Source organism: Pollutimonas bauzanensis (genome assembly GCF_900129885.1).
In the GTDB taxonomy this organism is placed as follows: domain Bacteria; phylum Pseudomonadota; class Gammaproteobacteria; order Burkholderiales; family Burkholderiaceae_B; genus Pollutimonas; species Pollutimonas bauzanensis.
Window position 1 is genome coordinate 43081 of sequence record NZ_FQXE01000014.1, and the last position, 18100, is coordinate 61180.

General features: G+C 64.0%; 19 protein-coding genes. 8 read left to right on the forward strand and 11 right to left on the reverse strand.

Annotated elements, in window-relative coordinates; genetic code table 11:
- Positions 1 to 180 precede the first annotated feature (180 nt).
- Positions 181 to 2739, forward strand: a complete 2559-nt coding sequence (locus tag BUB23_RS20675; RefSeq protein WP_084136171.1) for a sensor domain-containing protein — start codon at positions 181 to 183, stop codon at positions 2737 to 2739.
- Here the strand turns inward: BUB23_RS20675 and BUB23_RS20680 are convergent, their stop codons facing one another.
- From BUB23_RS20680 to BUB23_RS20705, 6 genes are all read right to left on the reverse strand, one after another.
- Entirely contained in the window at positions 2740 to 3483 is a 744-nt protein-coding gene (locus BUB23_RS20680) for a YggS family pyridoxal phosphate-dependent enzyme (RefSeq protein WP_073107200.1), read from the reverse strand.
- Between the two features lie 99 nt (positions 3484 to 3582).
- On the reverse strand, positions 3583 to 4578 hold the full coding sequence (locus tag BUB23_RS20685; RefSeq protein WP_073107202.1) for an LLM class flavin-dependent oxidoreductase: 996 nt from the start codon (positions 4576 to 4578) through the stop codon (positions 3583 to 3585).
- A 44-nt stretch (positions 4579 to 4622) separates the two neighbouring features.
- On the reverse strand, positions 4623 to 5381 hold the full coding sequence (locus BUB23_RS20690; RefSeq protein ID WP_073107205.1) for an alpha/beta hydrolase family protein: 759 nt from the start codon (positions 5379 to 5381) through the stop codon (positions 4623 to 4625).
- Positions 5371 to 6456, reverse strand: coding sequence for a DUF3182 family protein (locus tag BUB23_RS20695; RefSeq protein WP_218599104.1), 1086 nt, complete (start codon positions 6454 to 6456; stop codon positions 5371 to 5373). The genes BUB23_RS20690 and BUB23_RS20695 overlap by 11 nt, the downstream gene beginning before the upstream one ends.
- A 44-nt stretch (positions 6457 to 6500) precedes the next feature.
- Positions 6501 to 6815 (reverse strand): hypothetical protein, encoded by a 315-nt coding sequence (locus BUB23_RS20700; protein WP_218599107.1) that lies wholly within the window; start codon positions 6813 to 6815, stop codon positions 6501 to 6503.
- Positions 6816 to 6934: 119 nt separating this feature from the next.
- Entirely contained in the window at positions 6935 to 7435 is a 501-nt protein-coding gene (locus tag BUB23_RS20705; protein ID WP_073107211.1) for a PRC-barrel domain-containing protein, read from the reverse strand.
- Positions 7436 to 7594: 159 nt separating this feature from the next.
- On the opposite strand from BUB23_RS20705, the gene BUB23_RS26845 reads away from it, so the two are divergent.
- Positions 7595 to 7741, forward strand: coding sequence for a lmo0937 family membrane protein (locus BUB23_RS26845; RefSeq protein ID WP_143161068.1), 147 nt, complete (start codon positions 7595 to 7597; stop codon positions 7739 to 7741).
- A 176-nt stretch (positions 7742 to 7917) separates the two neighbouring features.
- Here BUB23_RS26845 and BUB23_RS20710 read toward each other — a convergent pair whose 3' ends face one another.
- Positions 7918 to 8685: an IclR family transcriptional regulator gene (locus BUB23_RS20710; RefSeq protein ID WP_073107217.1), complete on the reverse strand. Its 768-nt coding sequence runs from the start codon at positions 8683 to 8685 to the stop codon at positions 7918 to 7920.
- 152 nt (positions 8686 to 8837) lie between these two features.
- Here BUB23_RS20710 and BUB23_RS20715 point away from each other — a divergent pair, with 152 nt between their 5' ends.
- From BUB23_RS20715 to BUB23_RS20725, 3 genes are all read left to right on the forward strand, one after another.
- Entirely contained in the window at positions 8838 to 9779 is a 942-nt protein-coding gene (locus tag BUB23_RS20715; protein ID WP_073107222.1) for a tripartite tricarboxylate transporter substrate binding protein, read from the forward strand.
- An 89-nt stretch (positions 9780 to 9868) separates the two neighbouring features.
- A complete protein-coding gene (locus BUB23_RS20720; RefSeq protein ID WP_073107224.1) occupies positions 9869 to 10540 on the forward strand; it encodes a 3-oxoacid CoA-transferase subunit A in 672 nt (223 codons plus the stop codon).
- Positions 10537 to 11175 (forward strand): 3-oxoacid CoA-transferase subunit B, encoded by a 639-nt coding sequence (locus BUB23_RS20725; RefSeq protein ID WP_073107229.1) that lies wholly within the window; start codon positions 10537 to 10539, stop codon positions 11173 to 11175. The genes BUB23_RS20720 and BUB23_RS20725 overlap by 4 nt, the downstream gene beginning before the upstream one ends.
- Before the next feature lie 247 nt (positions 11176 to 11422).
- Here BUB23_RS20725 and BUB23_RS20730 read toward each other — a convergent pair whose 3' ends face one another.
- A complete protein-coding gene (locus BUB23_RS20730) occupies positions 11423 to 12217 on the reverse strand; it encodes an RNA methyltransferase (RefSeq protein WP_073107234.1) in 795 nt (264 codons plus the stop codon).
- A gap of 107 nt (positions 12218 to 12324) precedes the next feature.
- On the opposite strand from BUB23_RS20730, the gene BUB23_RS20735 reads away from it, so the two are divergent.
- The 3 genes from BUB23_RS20735 (at position 12325) to BUB23_RS20745 (ending at position 15652) form a co-directional block, all read left to right on the forward strand.
- Positions 12325 to 13116, forward strand: coding sequence for an inositol monophosphatase family protein (locus tag BUB23_RS20735; RefSeq protein WP_073107241.1), 792 nt, complete (start codon positions 12325 to 12327; stop codon positions 13114 to 13116).
- Between the two features lie 75 nt (positions 13117 to 13191).
- A complete protein-coding gene (locus BUB23_RS20740) occupies positions 13192 to 14772 on the forward strand; it encodes a TerC family protein (RefSeq protein WP_073107246.1) in 1581 nt (526 codons plus the stop codon).
- Positions 14765 to 15652, forward strand: coding sequence for an undecaprenyl-diphosphate phosphatase (locus BUB23_RS20745; protein WP_073107250.1), 888 nt, complete (start codon positions 14765 to 14767; stop codon positions 15650 to 15652). Before BUB23_RS20740 ends, BUB23_RS20745 begins: the two co-directional genes overlap by 8 nt.
- A gap of 37 nt (positions 15653 to 15689) precedes the next feature.
- Here BUB23_RS20745 and BUB23_RS20750 read toward each other — a convergent pair whose 3' ends face one another.
- The 3 genes from BUB23_RS20750 to BUB23_RS20760 form a co-directional block, all read right to left on the reverse strand.
- Positions 15690 to 16457 carry a UDP-2,3-diacylglucosamine diphosphatase gene (locus tag BUB23_RS20750; RefSeq protein WP_073107256.1) on the reverse strand — a complete coding sequence of 256 codons (768 nt, stop codon included), beginning with the start codon at positions 16455 to 16457 and terminating at the stop codon, positions 15690 to 15692.
- On the reverse strand, positions 16450 to 16959 hold the full coding sequence (locus tag BUB23_RS20755; protein WP_178372366.1) for a peptidylprolyl isomerase: 510 nt from the start codon (positions 16957 to 16959) through the stop codon (positions 16450 to 16452). Before BUB23_RS20755 ends, BUB23_RS20750 begins: the two co-directional genes overlap by 8 nt.
- Before the next feature lie 164 nt (positions 16960 to 17123).
- On the reverse strand, positions 17124 to 17873 hold the full coding sequence (locus tag BUB23_RS20760) for a tetratricopeptide repeat protein (RefSeq protein WP_245801344.1): 750 nt from the start codon (positions 17871 to 17873) through the stop codon (positions 17124 to 17126).
- Positions 17874 to 18100 lie beyond the last annotated feature (227 nt).

Sequence of the window (18100 nt, forward strand, 5' to 3'; positions counted from 1 at the left end):
TGGGGTGTAGGCCAGCCAGGCGTCCAGTCAGGGCTCCAGATGCGTCAGCTTAGCATCGATATGCGATAAAACCTGACACTTCATCGCCAAGTTATAGAAGCTATCCGGACACCTTTCGGGTCGGCCGGAGAGGCCTTTCGAGGCCGGACAATCGAGGACCGCCAAAGCGGAGATGTGGGCATGACGATAGAGCTTGAAAGCATTGGCCATTCAATGGATATGAGCAGCATTTCGATACAGGTGCTGGAACAGGCGCCTGACGGTGTCGCCGTGGTGGATCACCATGGCCGCATTGTTTTCTTCAACGCGGCGGCGGAAGCACTTTGGGGCATGCCCCGCGCCGAAGCGCTGGGCAAGGATATTCACGCCGTGGCGCCGGGGGCGCTGCCCGCAAGGGCCGGCGCCGGGCACTGCCCGGCCTCGGTCCGCGGGTCGCCAAATGGACGCGAGCTGGCCATCGAGCGCCGCGATGGAGAGCGGCGCTGGGTCCGCGTGTCAGTATCGGCGATAGATGTGCCGGGGCGGCCCGCGCTTTATTGCGCCGTCTTCGGCGACGTGACCAGGCAGCGGCGCCGCGCGCAGGAACGCAAGCGCTGCCTGCGGGCGGTCCACGACAGCGACAGCGCAGTCATGGCATGCGATGGGGACTTTCGCATTACCTATGTCAATGCGGGCTTCACTCGCATGTTCGGCCATGCGGCGGACCAGGCGCTGGGGCGCCGTCCCGGCGAGATTCTTGGCGGCCGCGACACCGACCTCGCCGCCATCGAGCGCATTCATTCAGCCCTCCTCGCCGGGAAAAGCAGCCAGGCCGATATGCTGGCCTACGCGCTATCGGGGCTGCCGCGCTGGGTTTCGGCGACGGTCAATGCGCTTTCCGGCAGCCCCGAGGACGGCGGATTCCTGTGCGTCATGACGGACATCACGCTGACCAAGCTGCACGAGGTGCTGATCCGGCGCGTTCTCGAGGCCACGGTGCGGGACGCGGCGCTGGAAGAAATGATGTCGCTGGTTTGCCTGGAAGTGGAAAGGATTGCGCCCGGCCTGGCTGTGCTTATCCTGGCCGTCGATGAGGCCGGGCGCCTCAGGCCGCTGGCCGCGCCCAGCTTGCCAGCGGCTCATGCGCAATCGCTCGATGGGCTTGCGGCCGGGCCGCAGGCGGGGCCTTGGGGCCTCGCCGCCCGGCGCGCCGAGGCGGTCCTGGCGCAGGACAGCGCCGCGCTGCCGCTGCGGCAGCGGCATGCGAGCCTTGCCTGGCCCGCCGAAATGGGGGCATGCTGGGCGATCCCGATCACCGCGCCCGATGGCAAGGTGCTGGGAGTCTTCACCATTTACTCTGGCGAGCCGCGCGGCCCGGACGCCCTGCACAGGAAGATCGCGGCCATCAGCGTGCAGGTCTGCGCGCTGATGCTGGAGCGCGACCGGGCCAGGGCGCATATCCATGAACTGGCCTTCTATGATCCGCTCACCCGCCTGCCCAACCGCAGCATGTTGCAAATGATGGCCGGGCCCTTGCTGGACGAGGCGCGGGCCGGCCAGCAGCCCGCCGCGCTGGTGCTCATCGACCTGGATCATTTCAAGCACATCAACGATGCCCAGGGCTATGCCGCCGGCGATGCGCTATTGCGCGACCTGGCCGGCAGGCTGCAGGCATGCGTGCGCGAGAACGACATCGTGGCCCGGCTGGTGGGCGACGAGTTCGTGATTCTGGTTCCGTGCTGCGGCGCGGATCAGGCCGTGCAGCTGATCCGGCGGCTGTCCTCCGAGATTCTGTCGCTGGCCAGCCTGGACACGGGGCTGTCGCAACACGCCGAGGCAAGTTTCGGCGTGGCGATTTTTCCCGCCGACGGCGACAGCCTGGACATGCTGCTGCATCACGCCGACATGGCGATGTCCCAGGCCAAGGCCAATGGCCGCAATGGCTATTGTTTCTTCAGCGCCGAGATCAACCAGGCCGTGCAGGAGCGCGCCGTCCTGGAGGCATCGCTGCGCCTGGCGCTGCGCGAGGACGGGCTGGAGCTGCATTACCAGCCGCAGCTCGACATCGGCCAACGCAGGCTGGTAGGCGTGGAAGCCTTGCTGCGCTGGAACCATCCCACGCTGGGCGCGGTTTCGCCGCTGCGCATCGTCGCCTTGGCCGAGGCCGCCGGCCTGATAGGCGAGCTCGGGCATTGGTGCGTGTCGCGCGCCTGCGCGCAAATGGCGCAGTGGGAAGGCGCCGGCTTGCGCGTGCCGCGGGTCTCGGTAAACCTTACCGCCGCGAATTTCAAGGAAGCCGAATTGCCCGCTTTCCTGTCCCGAACTTTGCGCGAGCACGGGCTGGCGCCCCGGCGCCTGACGCTGGAATTGACCGAGCACGGCATGCTCGAGCATGGTCCGGTGGTGCGGCGCACGATCGCGGCCATCCACGACCATGGCATATCCCTGTCGCTGGACGATTTCGGCACGGGGTATTCGAGCCTGGGCTATCTGCATCGGCTGCCATTCGATGAAATCAAGCTCGACAAGAGCTTCATCCAGGACCTGGAGCACAACGAGGCGGCGCGCGCCCTGACGACTTCAGTGCTGCGCATAGGCGAGATGCTTTGCATGCGCGTGGTCGCCGAAGGGGTCGAAACGGAATTCCAGCGCCGCTTTCTCGCCGAGCGCGGTCAGCCCATCATCCAGGGATATCTGTTCGCCCGTCCGATGGCCGCCGCCGGGCTGCAGCAATGGATGGCCGATCGCCGACGCCGATGACTATGAGCTCCGGCCCTCCGGCCAATAATAATCATCCCCATAGATGCGCCCGCCGAATATCGCGGTGCCTATGCGGACTTCGGTGGAGCCTTCTTCGATGGCGATTTCGAAGTCGCCGCTCATGCCCATGGACAGGCGGCTCAGGTCGACGCCCTCTATGGCTTCGTTTTGCGCCTGGTCGCGCAGTTCGCGCAGCGTCCGGAAGCAGGCGCGCACGGCATCCTGGCTGGGGGCGTTGATGGCCAGGGTCATCAGGCCGCGCACCCGCAAAGCGGGCGTCTCCCGGGCAAGCCGGCGCAGGAAGGCGGGCAGTTCCTCGGGGGGCAGCCCGTATTTGCTGGGTTCGGTGGAGGTCTTGACCTGAACCAGCGCGTCCATGGCCCGGCCTTCAAGCTGCAGGCGGCGGTCCAGCGCGATGGCCAGTTCCATGCGGTCCAGGGACTGCACCTCGGCGGCCATGCGGGCGATGTCCTTGGCCTTGTTGGTTTGCAGGTGCCCTATCATGACCCAGTCGATATGGCAGTCGGCCAGGGGAGCGTACTTGCTCCGGATTTCTTGCGCCTTGTTTTCGCCGAATCGATGAATGCCGATGCGCACCGCCTCCCGTATGGCTTCTTCGCCAAAGGTTTTGCTGACAGGCAGCAGGGCGACCGCGTCGGGCGCCCGGCCGGCCCGCAGCGCCGCGGCGCGGATGCGGTCCTGGACTTGCGCGAGGCGCGAGGCGATGGAGCTTGCTTCATTCATATCTGGCACACTCGGGTAACGGCCGCCGCCCTGCGGCGCAGGGCGGTTCAAGGCCGGTTTCGTCATTGTAGACACCGCCGCCGCGGTCCGCAGGCGCGGTCAGCGCGGCGCCAGGCCCTGGCGCACCTGGGCGGTGATTTCATAGGAACGCAGCCGCGCCGCGTGGTCGAACATATTGGAGGTGATCATCAATTCGTCGGCGCCGGTCTTGTCCAGGAATGCCTGCAATTGGGCGGCCACGGTATCCGGCGCGCCGATGGCCGAGCATGAGAGCACGTGCTGCAGCAGTTCCTGCGCCTGCGGACCGACCTGCTCCAGATAGCCTTTCATGGGCGGCGGCAGGCGCGAAGGGCGGCCGCTGCGCAGGTTGACGAAGGACTGCTGCCATGATGTCGCCAGGAAGTGGGCCTGTTCGTCGCTATCGGCCGCGAACACGTTGAAGCCCAGCATTACATACGGCTTTTGCAGATGCTCCGACGGCTGGAAGGTGCTGCGATACAGCTGGACCGCCTGCATCATCTGCTGGGGAGCGAAGTGCGAGGCGAAGGCGTAGGGCAGGCCGAGCGCCGCCGCCAGCTGCGCGCCGAACAGGCTGGAACCGAGTATCCAGAGCGGGACTTTCGCGCCCTTGCCGGGCACCGCCTGCACGGCTTGCCTGGGTTCGTCAGACAAGTAATCCATCAATTCCACGACATCGCGCGGGAATTCGTCCGCATCCGAGGCGAGGTTGCGCCGCAGGGCGCGCGCGGTGATCTGGTCGGAACCGGGCGCCCGGCCCAGGCCCAGGTCGATGCGGCCCGGGAACAGCGATTCAAGGGTGCCGAACTGTTCGGCGATGACCAGCGGCGAATGGTTGGGCAGCATGATGCCGCCCGCGCCCACGCGTATGGTCGATGTGCCCGCGGCCACATGCCCGATCAGGACGGCCGTCGCCGCGCTGGCGATGCCCGGCATGCCGTGATGTTCCGCCATCCAGTAACGGTTGTAGCCCCAGCGCTCGCCATGCTGGGCGATGTCCAGCGTGTTGCGAAACGACTGGGCGGCATCGCTGCCTTCGATGATGGGGGAAAGGTCGAGTATGGAAAATGGAGTCATTGTGGTCAAGTGGGGCCGCCAGCGGAGAAATCAATGGCTGTGGATCAGAACCTGCCCGACTTGGCGCCCACGCGCGCCCCGACGACCATTTCGGTTACCCAGCCTACCAGGATGGAAGTATAGGCCTGTTGGCAGGCTTTTTCGCTCAGCGCATGGTCGGCGCCGTCCACCACGCGGTGGGTGAGCGAGTGGGAATTGCGGAATGCGGCGCGGTAGCTCATGATGGTCGCATGGGGCACCAGATGGTCATGCTCGGATTCGACGATGAGCACATCCCCCCTGAAGGCCGCGCAGGCCGCGAGCGCCCGGTTCTCTTCGGGAGTCACCGGCGCGCCTCGATAAACGGCCAGGTCTTCGCGATTCAACTGGCGCTTGGGCACCTTCCACTCGGCATCCCGGTACAGCGACGGCACCCGCAGCGACAGCCACTTCACGGGCCGCATGGTGGTCAGGATGGTGGACAGATAGCCGCCATAGCTGGTGCTGACCACCGCAATGGACGACGTGTCGATGGCGGGATGCTGGGCCAGGAGGTCATAGGCGGCGATGATGTCGCGCAGATTGTCCTCGCGCGTCACGGTTTGCTGGCGGGCCGAGCCTCTTTCGTGGCCGCGCAGGTCGAAGGTGAGGCATACGCAGCCCAGCCCGGCTATCCCCCGGGCGCGATCCAGGTCGCGTTCCTGGCTGCCGCCCCATCCGTGCACGAACAATACGCCCGGGACCTTGGATTGCGGCGCCAGGAAGGTCCCGGCAACATGCTCGTCTTCGACGACTATTTCCACGCTTGTGCTGCTAGTTCCCATAAGGCTCCACCATTACATATTTCCTGATCAGGCCGAGCTCCTTGTCTTCGCCTCGAAAGATCTCCACCGCGTGAGAGGGGGGCTCGGCCTGCCGGCCGAAAATTTCCAGGGTGCTGGCGCGGACCAGCTGGATATGTTCCTGCGCATGGAAGATTTCCAGCGCGGCGATCTCCGCGCTGCTGGCCCCGCCGGTACGCCAGGATTGTTCCAGTACGCCGAAGCGCAGCGTGCCGCCGCTGTCCATGCCGCCGGCGACGTCATAGTTGCGCCGCGAGGCAAAGAACTCGGCGTAGCATTGCCCCGCCGCCTGATCATAAGCCCGGGCTTTGGCAATGGCCGTTCGGAAATCGGCCGGCAGGTCCGCCAGGCGCAGCGCATCGAAGCCGCCGCGCGCGACGATCAGGTCGGATCCGCCGTAGACCATTTCGCCCCGGTTGTCGGCGGTAAGGCGCTGGGTGCCGACATAGCTCGCCACCAGCTTGGCCAGGCGGACCTGGCCGACGCTGTAAGTCTTGACCTCATCCAGATTTTCCTCCAGCACCACGCCGCAATCGGCCAGGCGCTCGGTATTCAATTCCCGGAGCGCCGTTTCGAGCTGGGCCACATCGGAAACCAGGACTTGGCCGCGGCCCGCCGTGGCGTGCACGGGCTTGATGCGCAGCGAGCCATAGCGCAGCAATTGTTCGCCCGCCTTGCGGGCGTCGTCCAGGCTGAAGCTGGTATAGCCGCGCAGGACGGCGTCCTGCACCAGGCGCGTGAAGTCATGCGACCATCCGGCAGGAGCATAGGCATCGGGCAGAAGCAGGCCATGGCTTATGGCTTTGGTGGGAACGAAGGCATGGGGGGCCACGCCGCCGAAAAGATCCGCTTCGGTCTTTATCCCCAAGGCCTCGATCAGCTCCGCGCCGATAAGCGTGTCGCTGGGAATGAAATAGAGCCGCCCCGCATAGCCGCGGCCCGCCTCGTATTCACCGCCAAACTGCATCCCGAGCAGGGCGGCAATGCGTCTGCCCAGCTCGAAATGCACCAGTTTTTCATGTTCGGGCTCATATTCGCGCGCTGGATAAACCAGCACGGTTCCCCGGCTTGCGCCAGGTCCTGCGCGCCTGGCTGCCATGGTCAAGCCGGTTTGCCAGGTTTCTTCGTGTCTATGGACACCGGGTCGCTGGCGGGAAAGCTTTCCTCCAGACCCTCGTCCAGGGCATTTTCCGAGGGTGGAGGCGGTTTTTTTCCGCCCTTGCGGCCGGCATCACCCTGCGGCCCGCCAGGCTCGGCCACGGGGTCCCGTCGGCCGGGGGTGACGGCGGCCGGGTCGCTGGCCGGAAAACTATCTTCCAGGGCGCTGTCCAGGGCGGGCTCGTCATCGCGCGGGTTGTCCTGGCGGGTGGGGAAAGGTGTTTTTTGATTTTCCGGGCTGGTGCTGGGCTTTTTCATCAAATGCTCCGTATGTCAGGACACGGTTTCTCGTGGCGACTAATGGCCAGTGATCGCGACGGCGCGGGCGGACGCCATGCGCGGCGATGGCGCCGCGTCCGCCGGCTTGTGCGCGAACCTTACTTGGCGACCTTTACCTGCGGCAGGGCCTTGAGCTGCTCCTTGGTATATCCCTGCAGGATCAATTTATCGTCGGCCTGGTTGATTTTTTCGAAGGGCACGGCGACATCATGCGCGCCCATGCCCAGGAAGCCTCCGGCGCCCACGATGAAATAGGCCGCCTTGCCGTCCGACGCCAATACCACATCGCTGACTTCTCCGACCTTCTCGTCCTTTTCGTTATAGACGGTTTTACCCATGATCTTGTCCTTCACGCTCCAGCCCGTAATGGCTTCAGTCATGGCGGCGCTGTCGGAGGTGCCCGGCGCCGTTTCCGCCGGCGCCGGGCTGTTCATGGGGGGAGCGGCGGGTGTGGCGCCTTCGCCGCCCGGGGCCCCGGGCGCGGCCGGCGCCGCGCTGCTGCCCGGGTCGGCGGCCGGCGCGGGAGTGGTCTGAGCGTACACCGAGGGCGCAATAAGAAGGGGCAGCGAACACGCTGCGATTGCGAAAAGTTTTTTCATGGTTTCTCCTGATAAGCGACCAAAGGGTCATGCCGGTTCCAGCAAGCGGCGTGCCGCCGCGGGAGGCGCGACGGCCGGGCACGCTACTTGCAGCGGCACGCCTGCAACGTGGCGGTTTGTCGTTGACACATAAATCAAGAACTTACGAAGGGAAAGCCAATGCTATATACCATTGCAGTGATACTCGTCATCCTGTGGCTGTTGGGTCTGGTTACTTCATACACGGTGGGTGGTTTCATTCATATTCTTATCGTGGTGGCCATCATCATGGTTCTGGTGCGCCTGATCAGCGGCCGATCGCCCTAAGCGGGGCCGCGCCGGCATGCCGGCCGCGGCGCAGCGCGCGCTGGGCGGCCGGCATGCTGGCCAGTAATCGAGCATGAAGCGCAAGCCTTTGTTATTACAGTATTGTTTCGAGTAATCAAAAGGTTGTCCTTGCGCTTATCCACAGTTGCTGGGGATAAGTGCCAGCCGGCGCAGCCCTAGATTTTGTCGGCGATGGTTTTGAGCCCGTCCTGGATCAGGTGGGCGATTTCGCGCTGGCGGGTGGCCGGCATGCGGTCGGTGATGGCCGTGACGCTGATCGCCAGGTAGGGATGGTTTCTGGCGTCGCACAAGGCGCAGCCGACGCCGAGGGCGCCGCGCACCGCATAATTTCCCACCACGGAATACCCGCGCGTCCTGGTGTTCTGCACCAGCTGGCGCATTTCCCTTGCGCTCATGCCGCCATACTGCTCGAGCCGGTTGCTGTTGCGGGCGATGATGTCTTCCACCGCGGCGTCGTCCAGCTTGGCCAATAAGGCCATGCCGCCCGAACCCACGCCCAGGGGCTGGCGCTTGCCGGCGAAGGTCGCCAGGATCTGCACCGGATATGCGCCGATTTCCCGCCATAGGCTGATCGATTCGTGGCCTTCGCGCACGACCAGGAAAACCGCGTCCCCGGTAAGCATTGCCAGCTTTTGCAATACCGGGAAGGCCAGCGCTATGCGCGGGTCCTGGTCCACGCCCGGCACGGCCGAATTCCGGTGGGCCATGAAGCGCTTGCTGCCGCTGACATTCCTGGCGAAGCCGCCTTCGACCAGCGCGGCAAGCAAGCGGTAGATGGTGGGGCGCTGCAAGCCGGTGAGGCGCGCCAGGCTGGTCACGGTCAGGCCGGATTCGGAGTTTTCCTGGAGGGTGCGCAGGATTTGCAACCCCCGCCTCAGGGTTCGCGGGCCGGCTTCGGTATGGTCGGTATCGGAAGTGTCCACAGTATGTACGCGCAAGTTGGAAAAAACAGCGATTTATTGGAGAATTCGATAGTTATTATAGAACTGTCCGCGACATGGACACTAAAACCCCGGAGGACACTTTGACAATTCGTTCCACACTCACGGCTTGCGGCAAGGCCGTAGCCGCCAGCATGCTGGTTGCCGGCACCCTAGGTTTCACCAGCGGCGCCTGGGCTGCATATCCCGACCACGCGATCCGCCTGGTCGTCGGGTTTTCGGCGGGCGGCACGACCGACGTCGTCGCGCGTATTCTCGGCAAGGAAATAGGCGACGCCCTGGGCCAGCCGGTCGTTGTCGAAAACCGTCCGGGCGCAGGCAGCAATATCGCCACTGAAATGGTCTCGCGCGCCACGCCCGACGGCTATACCTTGTACATGGTGGCCGTCACCAGCGCCATCAACCAGACGCTCTACAAGAACCTGCGCTTTGACCTGGTCAAGGATTTTGCGCCGGTCTCGCTGGGCGTGAAGGTTCCCAATATATTGGTGGTCAATCCCGAAGTCCCCGTCAAGACGGTGCAGGAACTGGTGGCATATGCCAAGGCCAACCCCGGCAAGCTGAATTTCGCGTCCTCGGGCAGCGGCACTTCCATACACATGGCGGGCGAGCTGTTCAAGCAGCTGGCCCACATCGACGCGGCGCACATCCCCTACAAGGGCAGTTCGCCGGCCATCACCGACCTCATGGGCGGCCAAGTCCAGTACATGTTCGACAACATGCCTTCGGCCTGGCCCCAGGTCGTCGCCGGCAAGCTGCGCGCCCTGGCTGTCACGACCGCCGAGCGCTCCAAGACCGCCCCCGACCTGCCCACTATGCAGGAGTCGGGCTTTCCTTCTTATGATGTGTCCTCCTGGTTCGGCATCATCGCGCCCAAGGGCACGCCCGACGACGTGGTGAACAAGCTGAATTCGGTCATCCAGGCGGCCATGGCCAAGCCGGACGTCCAGGCCCGCCTGGCCGACCTGGGCGCTGTGCCGGCCAAGACCACGCCGGCTGAATTCGGCGCCTTCATCAAATCGGAAGTGGATACCTGGGCCAAGGTCGTCAAGGCCTCCGGCGCCACCGTCGACTAAGACACAAGGCAGCGGACAAAGGCCGGCCCTCTGGTCGGCCTTTGCTTTTTCATCAGCATATTTATTATTAGCCAGGAAGCGGATGCAGCATGATTTCCAAGATTTTTGACAGCTTGCGGGAGTCCTTGTCCGATGTCCCCGACGGCGCCACTATCATGGTGGGCGGCTTTGGCCTCGCCGGCCAGCCCACAGAGTTGATCGACGCGCTGCTGGACCAGGGGGCCAGAGATTTGGTCATCATCAACAACAACGCCGGCAATGGCGACACGGGGCTGGCCGCGCTGCTGGCGGCGGGGCGCGTGCGGAAAATCGTTTGCTCGTTTCCGCGGCAGGTCGATTCCCATGTGTTCGACGGCTTGTATCACGCCGGCAAGATAGAGCTGGAACTGGTCCCCCAGGGCAACCTGGCCGAGCGCATACGCGCAGGCGGGGCCGGCATCGGGGCCTTTTTCACGCCCACCGCGGCCGGCACGCTGCTGGCCGAAGGCAAGGAGCAACGCCATATCAACGGCCGCGACTATGTCCTGGAATATCCGCTGCACGCCGATTACGCCTTGATCAAGGCCCTTTGCGCCGATCGCTGGGGCAATCTCGTCTATCGCAAGACGGCGCGCAATTTCGGCCCCATCATGGCCACCGCCTCGCGCATCGCCGTCGCCCAAGTCGACCGCATCGTCGAGCTGGGGGCGCTGGACCCCGAGGCCATTGTGACTCCCGGCCTTTTCGTACAACGTGTGGTAGCCGTGGGAGCCGCGAAATGAAGCGTCTGAATCGTGAACAAATGGCCGCCCGCGTGGCCCAGGATATCCCCGAGGGCAGCGTCGTCAACCTGGGTATCGGCCTGCCTACGAAAGTGGGCAATTACCTGCCGGCCGACCGCGAAATCATGCTGCACAGCGAGAATGGCGTTATCGGCATGGGGCCCGCCCCCGCGCCCGGCGCCGAGGACCCCGATCTCATCAATGCCGGCAAGCAGCCCGTTACCCTGCTTGCCGGAGGAGCCTACTTCCATCATGCCGATTCCTTCGCCATGATGCGCGGCGGCCACCTGGACATCTGCGTACTGGGCGCCTTCCAGGTGGCGCGCAACGGCGACCTGGCCAACTGGCACACGGGCGGCCCCGACGACATTCCGGCCGTGGGCGGCGCGATGGACCTGGCGATAGGCGCCAAGTCGGTCTATGTGCTGATGGAATTGCTGACCCGCGACGGGCAAAGCAAGCTGGTGGAACGCTGCACCTATCCGCTGACCGGCCTGTCCTGCGTCTCCCGCGTGTACACCGACATGGCGGTCTTCGACCTCAAGGACGGCAGGGTGGTGCTGGTCGACGACCTGGCCGGCGCCGGCATAGCCGAACTGTCGCGCCTGACAGGGCTTGCGCTGGCGGCTGGATGAGCCCGGACACAAAACAGTCCCTGCGGACTGTTTTGTGCCTGGCGAATCCGAGCGGCATGCAGGCCGCGAGGTGGACGGGCCCGGACACAAAACAGTCCCTGCGGACTGTTTTGTGCCTGGCGAATCCGAGCGGCATGCAGGCCACGAGGTGGACGGGCCCGGACACAAAACAGTCCCTGTGGACTGTTCTGTGCCTGGCGAATCCGAGCGGCATGCAGGCCGCGAGGTGGACGGGCCCGGACACAGGTCAACGGTTTTTCGCGGCCTTGATCATGGCGGTGCACAGGCCGCGCAGCATATCGACTTCATCGCGGCTCAGGGCGTTGCGGCCGAACAGATGGCGCATGCGCGGCATCAGCTTCTTGGGATGGCGCGGGTCCAGGAAGCCCACTTCGACCAGGGCTTCTTCCCAATGCGCCATGAGCGCCTGCACTTTTTCGCTGGGGGCCGGCTCGTCGCCGGTTTCAGCGTGGCCGTCGGTCACGGGCAGCAAGGGCAATGACGCCGCGCTCGCCAGGGCATAGCGCAATTCCCAGGCCGCCAATTGCAATGCCTGGGCGACATTCAGCGAGCTGTATTCCGGATTGGCCGGAATGTGGCAGATGCGCTGGCACAAGGCGATGTCGTCATTGGTCAGGCCCGATCTTTCCGTGCCCAGCACGATGGCGACCCGGCTGCCGGCCTGCCGCAGGTGGCTGCAACTGATTTCGGCGGCCTGGCGGATATCGCAGGGCGGAGGGCCTATCATGCGCGCCCGCGCCGTCAGGGCAAAGGCCATGGTGACGGGCGCCAGGGCCTGCCGCAGCGTGGGAACGATGCTGACCGCCGCCAGGACATCGGTGGCGCCGCTGGCCAGCGATTGCGCTTCGGGCAGATCGAGCACGTCGGGAAAGCGCGGGGCCACCAGGCACAGGTCATGGAAACCCATGGTCTTGATGGCGCGGGCGGCCGCGCCCACGTTTCCAGGGTGGCTGGGATGTACCATAATGAACCGGACGCGGGAGAAAGCGTGGTCCGTTTCGGGGGAAAACGTCTGAGTCATTTAAAATAGATCGTTTCTAACGTTTGTTGCCTGACTTTTTGCCTATGCAGGCGGTCGGATTTGGCTGTGCCAGGCACTGACAGTTTCTTTGTTTAATACGGAATTTTATGCACCCGATGCTCAACACCGCCATCAAGGCGGCACGCCGTGCCGGCGCCATTATCAACCGCGCCAGCCTCGACCTGGAACGCCTGCAAGTGGCACGCAAAGGGCCCAAGGATTATGTCACGGAAGTGGATCACGCCGCCGAAGAAGCCATAATCGATATTTTGCGCAGCGCCTATCCCGACCACGGCTTCCTGGGCGAGGAATCCGGCACCCACCTGGCCGCCGGCCAGGCCGTCGATGCCCAGGCGGACTTCCAATGGATCATCGACCCCCTGGATGGCACCACCAATTTCATCCGCGGCCTGCCCATCTATGCCGTCTCGATCGCCCTGGCCCAGCGCGGCCAGGTCACCCAGGCCGTCATTTACGACCCCTCCCGCAACGAATTGTTCACCGCCACGCGCGGCGGTGGCGCCTTCATGAATGACAGGCGGGTGCGGGTGTCGAGCCAGACGCGCTATCACGATGCCCTGCTGGGCGCCCATGTGCCCGGTTCGGCGGGCGTGGTGGCCGCCAACACGCGCTTTTCCAGCATGCTGTCCGAATGCGCGTCGGCGCGCCGCCTGGGCTCCACGGTGCTGGACCTGGCCTATGTGGCCACCGGGCGCCTGGACGGCTACTGCGGGGTCAACCTCAAGCCCTGGGACTTGGCGGCGGGTGGCCTGCTGATACTCGAAGCTGGCGGCCTGATCGCCGACTTCGACGGCGAGCAGGGCTGGATGAAAAGCGGCAGCGTGCTGGCCGCCACGCCCAAGATTTTTACCCAGATGCTGGGACACCTGCAGGACTGACCACCGCCACAAGCCGGGCGCCATGCGCCCGGCTTTGTCTTTTGAGCGTCGCTGCTTGTCTTACGGAGCTTCTTGATGGAGTGGATGCTGGATCCCTCGGCCTGGGTCGGCTTGCTGACACTGGTCATTCTAGAGATTGTGCTGGGCATAGACAATCTGATTTTCATCGCCATCCTGGTAGACAAGCTGCCGCCAGCCTTGCGCGACCGCGCCCGCGTGGTGGGCCTGTCGCTGGCCCTGCTGATGCGCCTGGTCCTGCTGTCGGTCATGTCGTGGCTGATCAAGCTCACCGATCCGCTGTTTTCCGTCGGCCCGATGGACTTTTCAGGACGCGACCTGATCCTGATCGTCGGCGGCTTCTTCCTGCTTTTCAAGGGCACGCTGGAATTGCACGAACGGGTCGAAGGCCGGATGGCGCATGCCTCCGGGGCGCGCATGCATGCCAGCTTCTGGGTCATCGTCACGCAGATCGTCATCCTCGACGCGGTCTTTTCCATAGACGCGGTGATTACGGCCGTAGGCATGGTCGACCACCTGGCGATCATGATGATCGCCGTGGTGATAGCCATCGGCCTCATGCTGGTGGCCTCCAAGCCCTTGACGCGCTTTGTCAATGCCCATCCCACCGTGGTCATCCTGTGCCTGGGCTTTTTGCTGACCATCGGTTTCTCGCTGCTGGCCGAGGGTTTCGGTTTTTCCGTTCCCAAGGGCTACCTGTACGCCGCCATCACCTTTTCGGTCGTCATCGAAATGCTCAACCAGCTGGCCAGGCGCAATATGCGGCGCGCCGATTCCCGCCGGCCGCTGCGCGAGCGCACGGCCGAAGGGGTGCTGCGCATGCTGGGCAAGCGCCCGCTGATGGGCCCCGAGCAGGACCAGCCCGAGACCGAGGCTCCCGCCCAGGTTTTCGGCGACGAAGAGCGCTACATGGTCAGCGGCGTGCTCACCCTGGCGGATCGGTCCATCAATTCCATCATGACGCCGCGCACCGATGTATCCTGGATCGATCTGGACGACGACCCCGCCGAACTGCGCGAGCAGATCGCCCGCGAACCGCACAGTTTTTTCCCCGTTTGCCGCGGCTCGCTCGATGAGGTCATAGGGATAGGGCGCGCCAAGGAAATGATCGCCGACCTGATCACCCAGGGCGCCATACGGCTGTCGCGTCTGCGCGATCCCATCATCGTGCATGAATCCATAGGGGTATTGCGCCTGATGGATACGCTGAAGCGTTCGCGCGGGCAACTGGTGCTGGTGACGGATGAATTCGGCGCCATCGAAGGCGTGGTCACTCCCATCGACGTATTCGAGGCCATCGCCGGCGAATTTCCCGATGAAGACGAAACCCCCGACATCGTGGTCGAAGGCGAGAACCGCTGGCGCGTGGACGGCGCCGCCGACCTGCATCACCTGGAGCTGCTGCTCAATACGGATGACCTGGTCGACGATGACGAAGGCTATTCGACCCTGGCGGGCTATCTTCTTGAGCGCTTCGGCCACTTGCCGCGCCCCGGCGACAGCTGCGAGCTCAAGCAGGCGCACGCGACATTCAAATTCACGGTAGTGCGCCTGGACGGCCGCCGCATCGCGACGGTGCTGATAGAGCGCAGCTACCATCAGATTGACGACACCAACGACATGAGCGAGTATGACTGACAGCACCTGGTTTTTGCTTAAGGCCCTGTTCCTGGGCCTGATAGAAGGCTTCACTGAATTCATCCCGGTATCGAGCACGGCGCATTTGCTGTTGATCGGCGACTGGATAGACTTTTCATCCGGGAGCGACAAGGTATTCGAAGTGGTGATCCAGTTCGGCTCCATCATGGCCGTCATGTGGATATTCCGGACGCGCCTGTGGCGGCTGATCCGCGGCACGCTGGCCGGCGAGCGCGGCGAGCTGGTGTTTACCCGCAATCTGCTCATCGCCTTCCTGCCGGCGGCCGTCATAGGCGCCGTGATGATCAAGTACATCAAGGCGCTTTTCCACAATCCCGGGGTCTTCGTGGTCACGTTGATCGTCGGCGGCCTGATCATGCTGTGGGTGGAGCGCAAGCCGCAGTATTCCAAGCACGGGCTGGGCGGGCCGCTGCGCGTCAAACCTGCGGCGCGGGAGGGCGATAGCGTGGCGTCGCAGCACGCCACGGCGATCACGCTCGAGCAGATCACCTGGAAGCAGGCGCTGGTGGTCGGCCTCGCGCAGTGCCTGGCCATGGTGCCCGGCACCTCGCGTTCCGGCGCCACCATCATCAGCGGGATGATGGCGGGCATACAACGCAAGACGGCGACCGAGTTTTCGTTTTTCCTGGCGATGCCGACCATGCTGGCGGCCACCGTCTACGATCTGTACCGCAACAGCAGCGCCTTGTCCGATGCGCAGACCGAAGCCATCGTGGTGGGTTTCCTGGGGGCTTTCTTCAGCGCGCTCATCGTCGTTCGCGCGGTATCGCGTTTCGTGTCCAAACGCACTTATCGGCCGTTTGCGTGGTATCGCATTGCCTTGGGCCTGGTGGTGCTGGCCTGGCTGTTATTGCGTTGAGCCGCCAGGGGCGCCATGCGGCGCTCGCTGCGCCGGTCTAGGGCAGCTGCCGCAGTACCGGGCCATGGCGGTCTATGGCCAGCCAGCCGCCGCGCGGCGCGCCTGCATGGTCGCAGTCCCAGTCGGGCAATACGATGCGGCTGCGGGCCTGCCCGCCCACGGTCAGCCTGTGGACCGCCGGCCGATGCGTATGGCCATGCACCAGTGTCTCGACACCGCTATCCAGGAATGCCTGTTCGATGGCGCCCTGGTCGACGTCCATGATGCCCGGCGACTTTTGGCGGTTGGCGGCCATGCTGCGTTTTCTGGCCCAGTCGGCAATGCCGCGCCGCAGCTTCAGGCTCAAGGACAGGAAGGCTTTTTGCACCGCGGGGTTGCGCACGATGCGCCGCATGCGCTGGTATCCGGCGTCGGCGACGCAGTATTCGTCGCCGTGCGACAGGAGCACCGGGCCGCTGTCCGTGGCCAGGCAGACCGTGTCAGGCAGAAGCCGCGCCCCCACGCGCCGGGCCAGCGCCTCGCCCATCAGGAAGTCCCGGTTGCCGCGCCCCAGCCACAAGGGCATCCGCGCGGATACCCGGGCCAGCTTGTCCAGCGTTTGCGACAGCCATTCGGGAGGCGAGGCCAGCGCGAAATCATCGCCTATCCAGGCATCGAAAATATCGCCGCATAAAAGCAAGGCATCCGCCTGAGCGCATGCCTTGTCCAGGAACAGATGGAAAGCGCGGGCGGTGGCCGGCGTATCGGGCCCCAGATGGATATCCGAGGCGACCCAGACCGTGCCCGCCAGCGGTATCTTATTCAACGACCGTGGCTTTCTCGATGAGGACGTCTTCGACCGGAACATCCTGGTGGAAGCCTTTGGTGCCGGTCTTTACCGCCTTGATCTTGTCGACGATGTCGGTGCCTTCGATGACCTTGCCGAAAACCGTATAGCCCCAGCCATTGGGCGTAGGCGCCGTGAAGTTGAGGAAATCGTTGTCGGCCACGTTGATGAAGAATTGAGCCGTTGCGGAATGAGGATCGGAGGTGCGCGCCATGGCCAGCGTGTAGCGGTCGTTCTTGAGGCCGTTGTTGGCTTCGTTTTCGACCGTTGCATGGGTTTGCTTCTGCTTCATGTCGGCATCGAAACCACCGCCCTGGACCATGAAATTATTGATGACGCGATGGAACACCGTGCCGTCGTAGAAGCCTTCTTTGACATAGGTCAGGAAGTTTTCGACGGTTTTGGGCGCTTTTTCGGCGTCGAGTTCTATCAGCAGGTCGCCGTGGTTGGTCTGAAGTTTGACGTGAGGTGTTGTGCTCATAGGTTTACCTTGAGTTGGGGTTGAGGTAGCGGCTTGTGCTGCGCCGCCCAGGCAAAGGGCCAGTGATGTCGCGCAGGCGAGGCTGAAAATGCGCAGCGCGGGGCTAAATGAACGGGTAAGGAAAGAAAGTGTAGGCATGATAGGCAGAGTAGGTTCCGGGTAGCTTATTTTTTCAGGAGTTCGGCGGCCGCTTTCGCCTTGGCCTGCGAGCCGCCCACGCCCAATTGCGCGGCGCCCTCGAACGACTGCCGCGCCAGCATGAGCTGCACCTGGCCCATATTGGCCCGCGCCGCGCCGTAGTTGGGGCTGGCCGCAAGCGCCATGGTCAGGGCGTCCTGCGCCATCTCCAGCTTGCCCTGTTTAACATATTCCGCCGCCAGATTGTTCCAGGGCTCCGGCAGTTCCGGATAAAGAGTGGTCATCTTCAGGTAGAGCTCTATCGCTTCGTCGTGGCGGCCCAGCGCGGCCAGCGCCCGGCCCCGCAGAAACATCAGTTGCACATCGGTGCCCAGGCCGCCCCGGGCTTCCAGCTGCGCCGCGCGTTTTTCGATGACCTCCAGCGCGGCCTGGTTTTTTCCTTCGTCCAGCATGGCCGAAATCCGCGCCGTGATCTGCGACGCGGTCAGGGGCAGCTCGGTGTCCACGCTGGGGGTCAGGGCCTCCAGCAGCCTGGCCAGGCCTTTCCAGCCGCCTTCCTCGGGGCGGGCGTCGTGGAACAGCTTGCCGTCGTCGGCGGCCTTCAGATTGCCCATGCGCACCAGGATGCCGCCTGATTTGTCGCCGAATACGGCCCTGCCTGGACCGGCATCCAGTGTGGCGGTAAGATCGACGTGTGGCTCGAGGCCGGGCACGGGGGTCTGGGCACCGGCTGTTTGTACCGACAGCCCGCCCGCAACAAGGGCGATCGCTAACACAGGACAAGAAATTCGAAACACAGGTTATGCACCTATATGTGAGGGTTGTGTTGGTGGTATAGCATCAACGCTGAATCAGAAAGCGGGCCTGACTGGCACAGCGTCAGTTGCGCCCGCTTGCTATACTTATCGACCGCCATTTTAGCCATGCTTTGCGCCTAGCACCCAGTTTACTGCAACCGGATCTGCCCTGATCCGGCCCGCAATCGTATTTATTTATAGATATT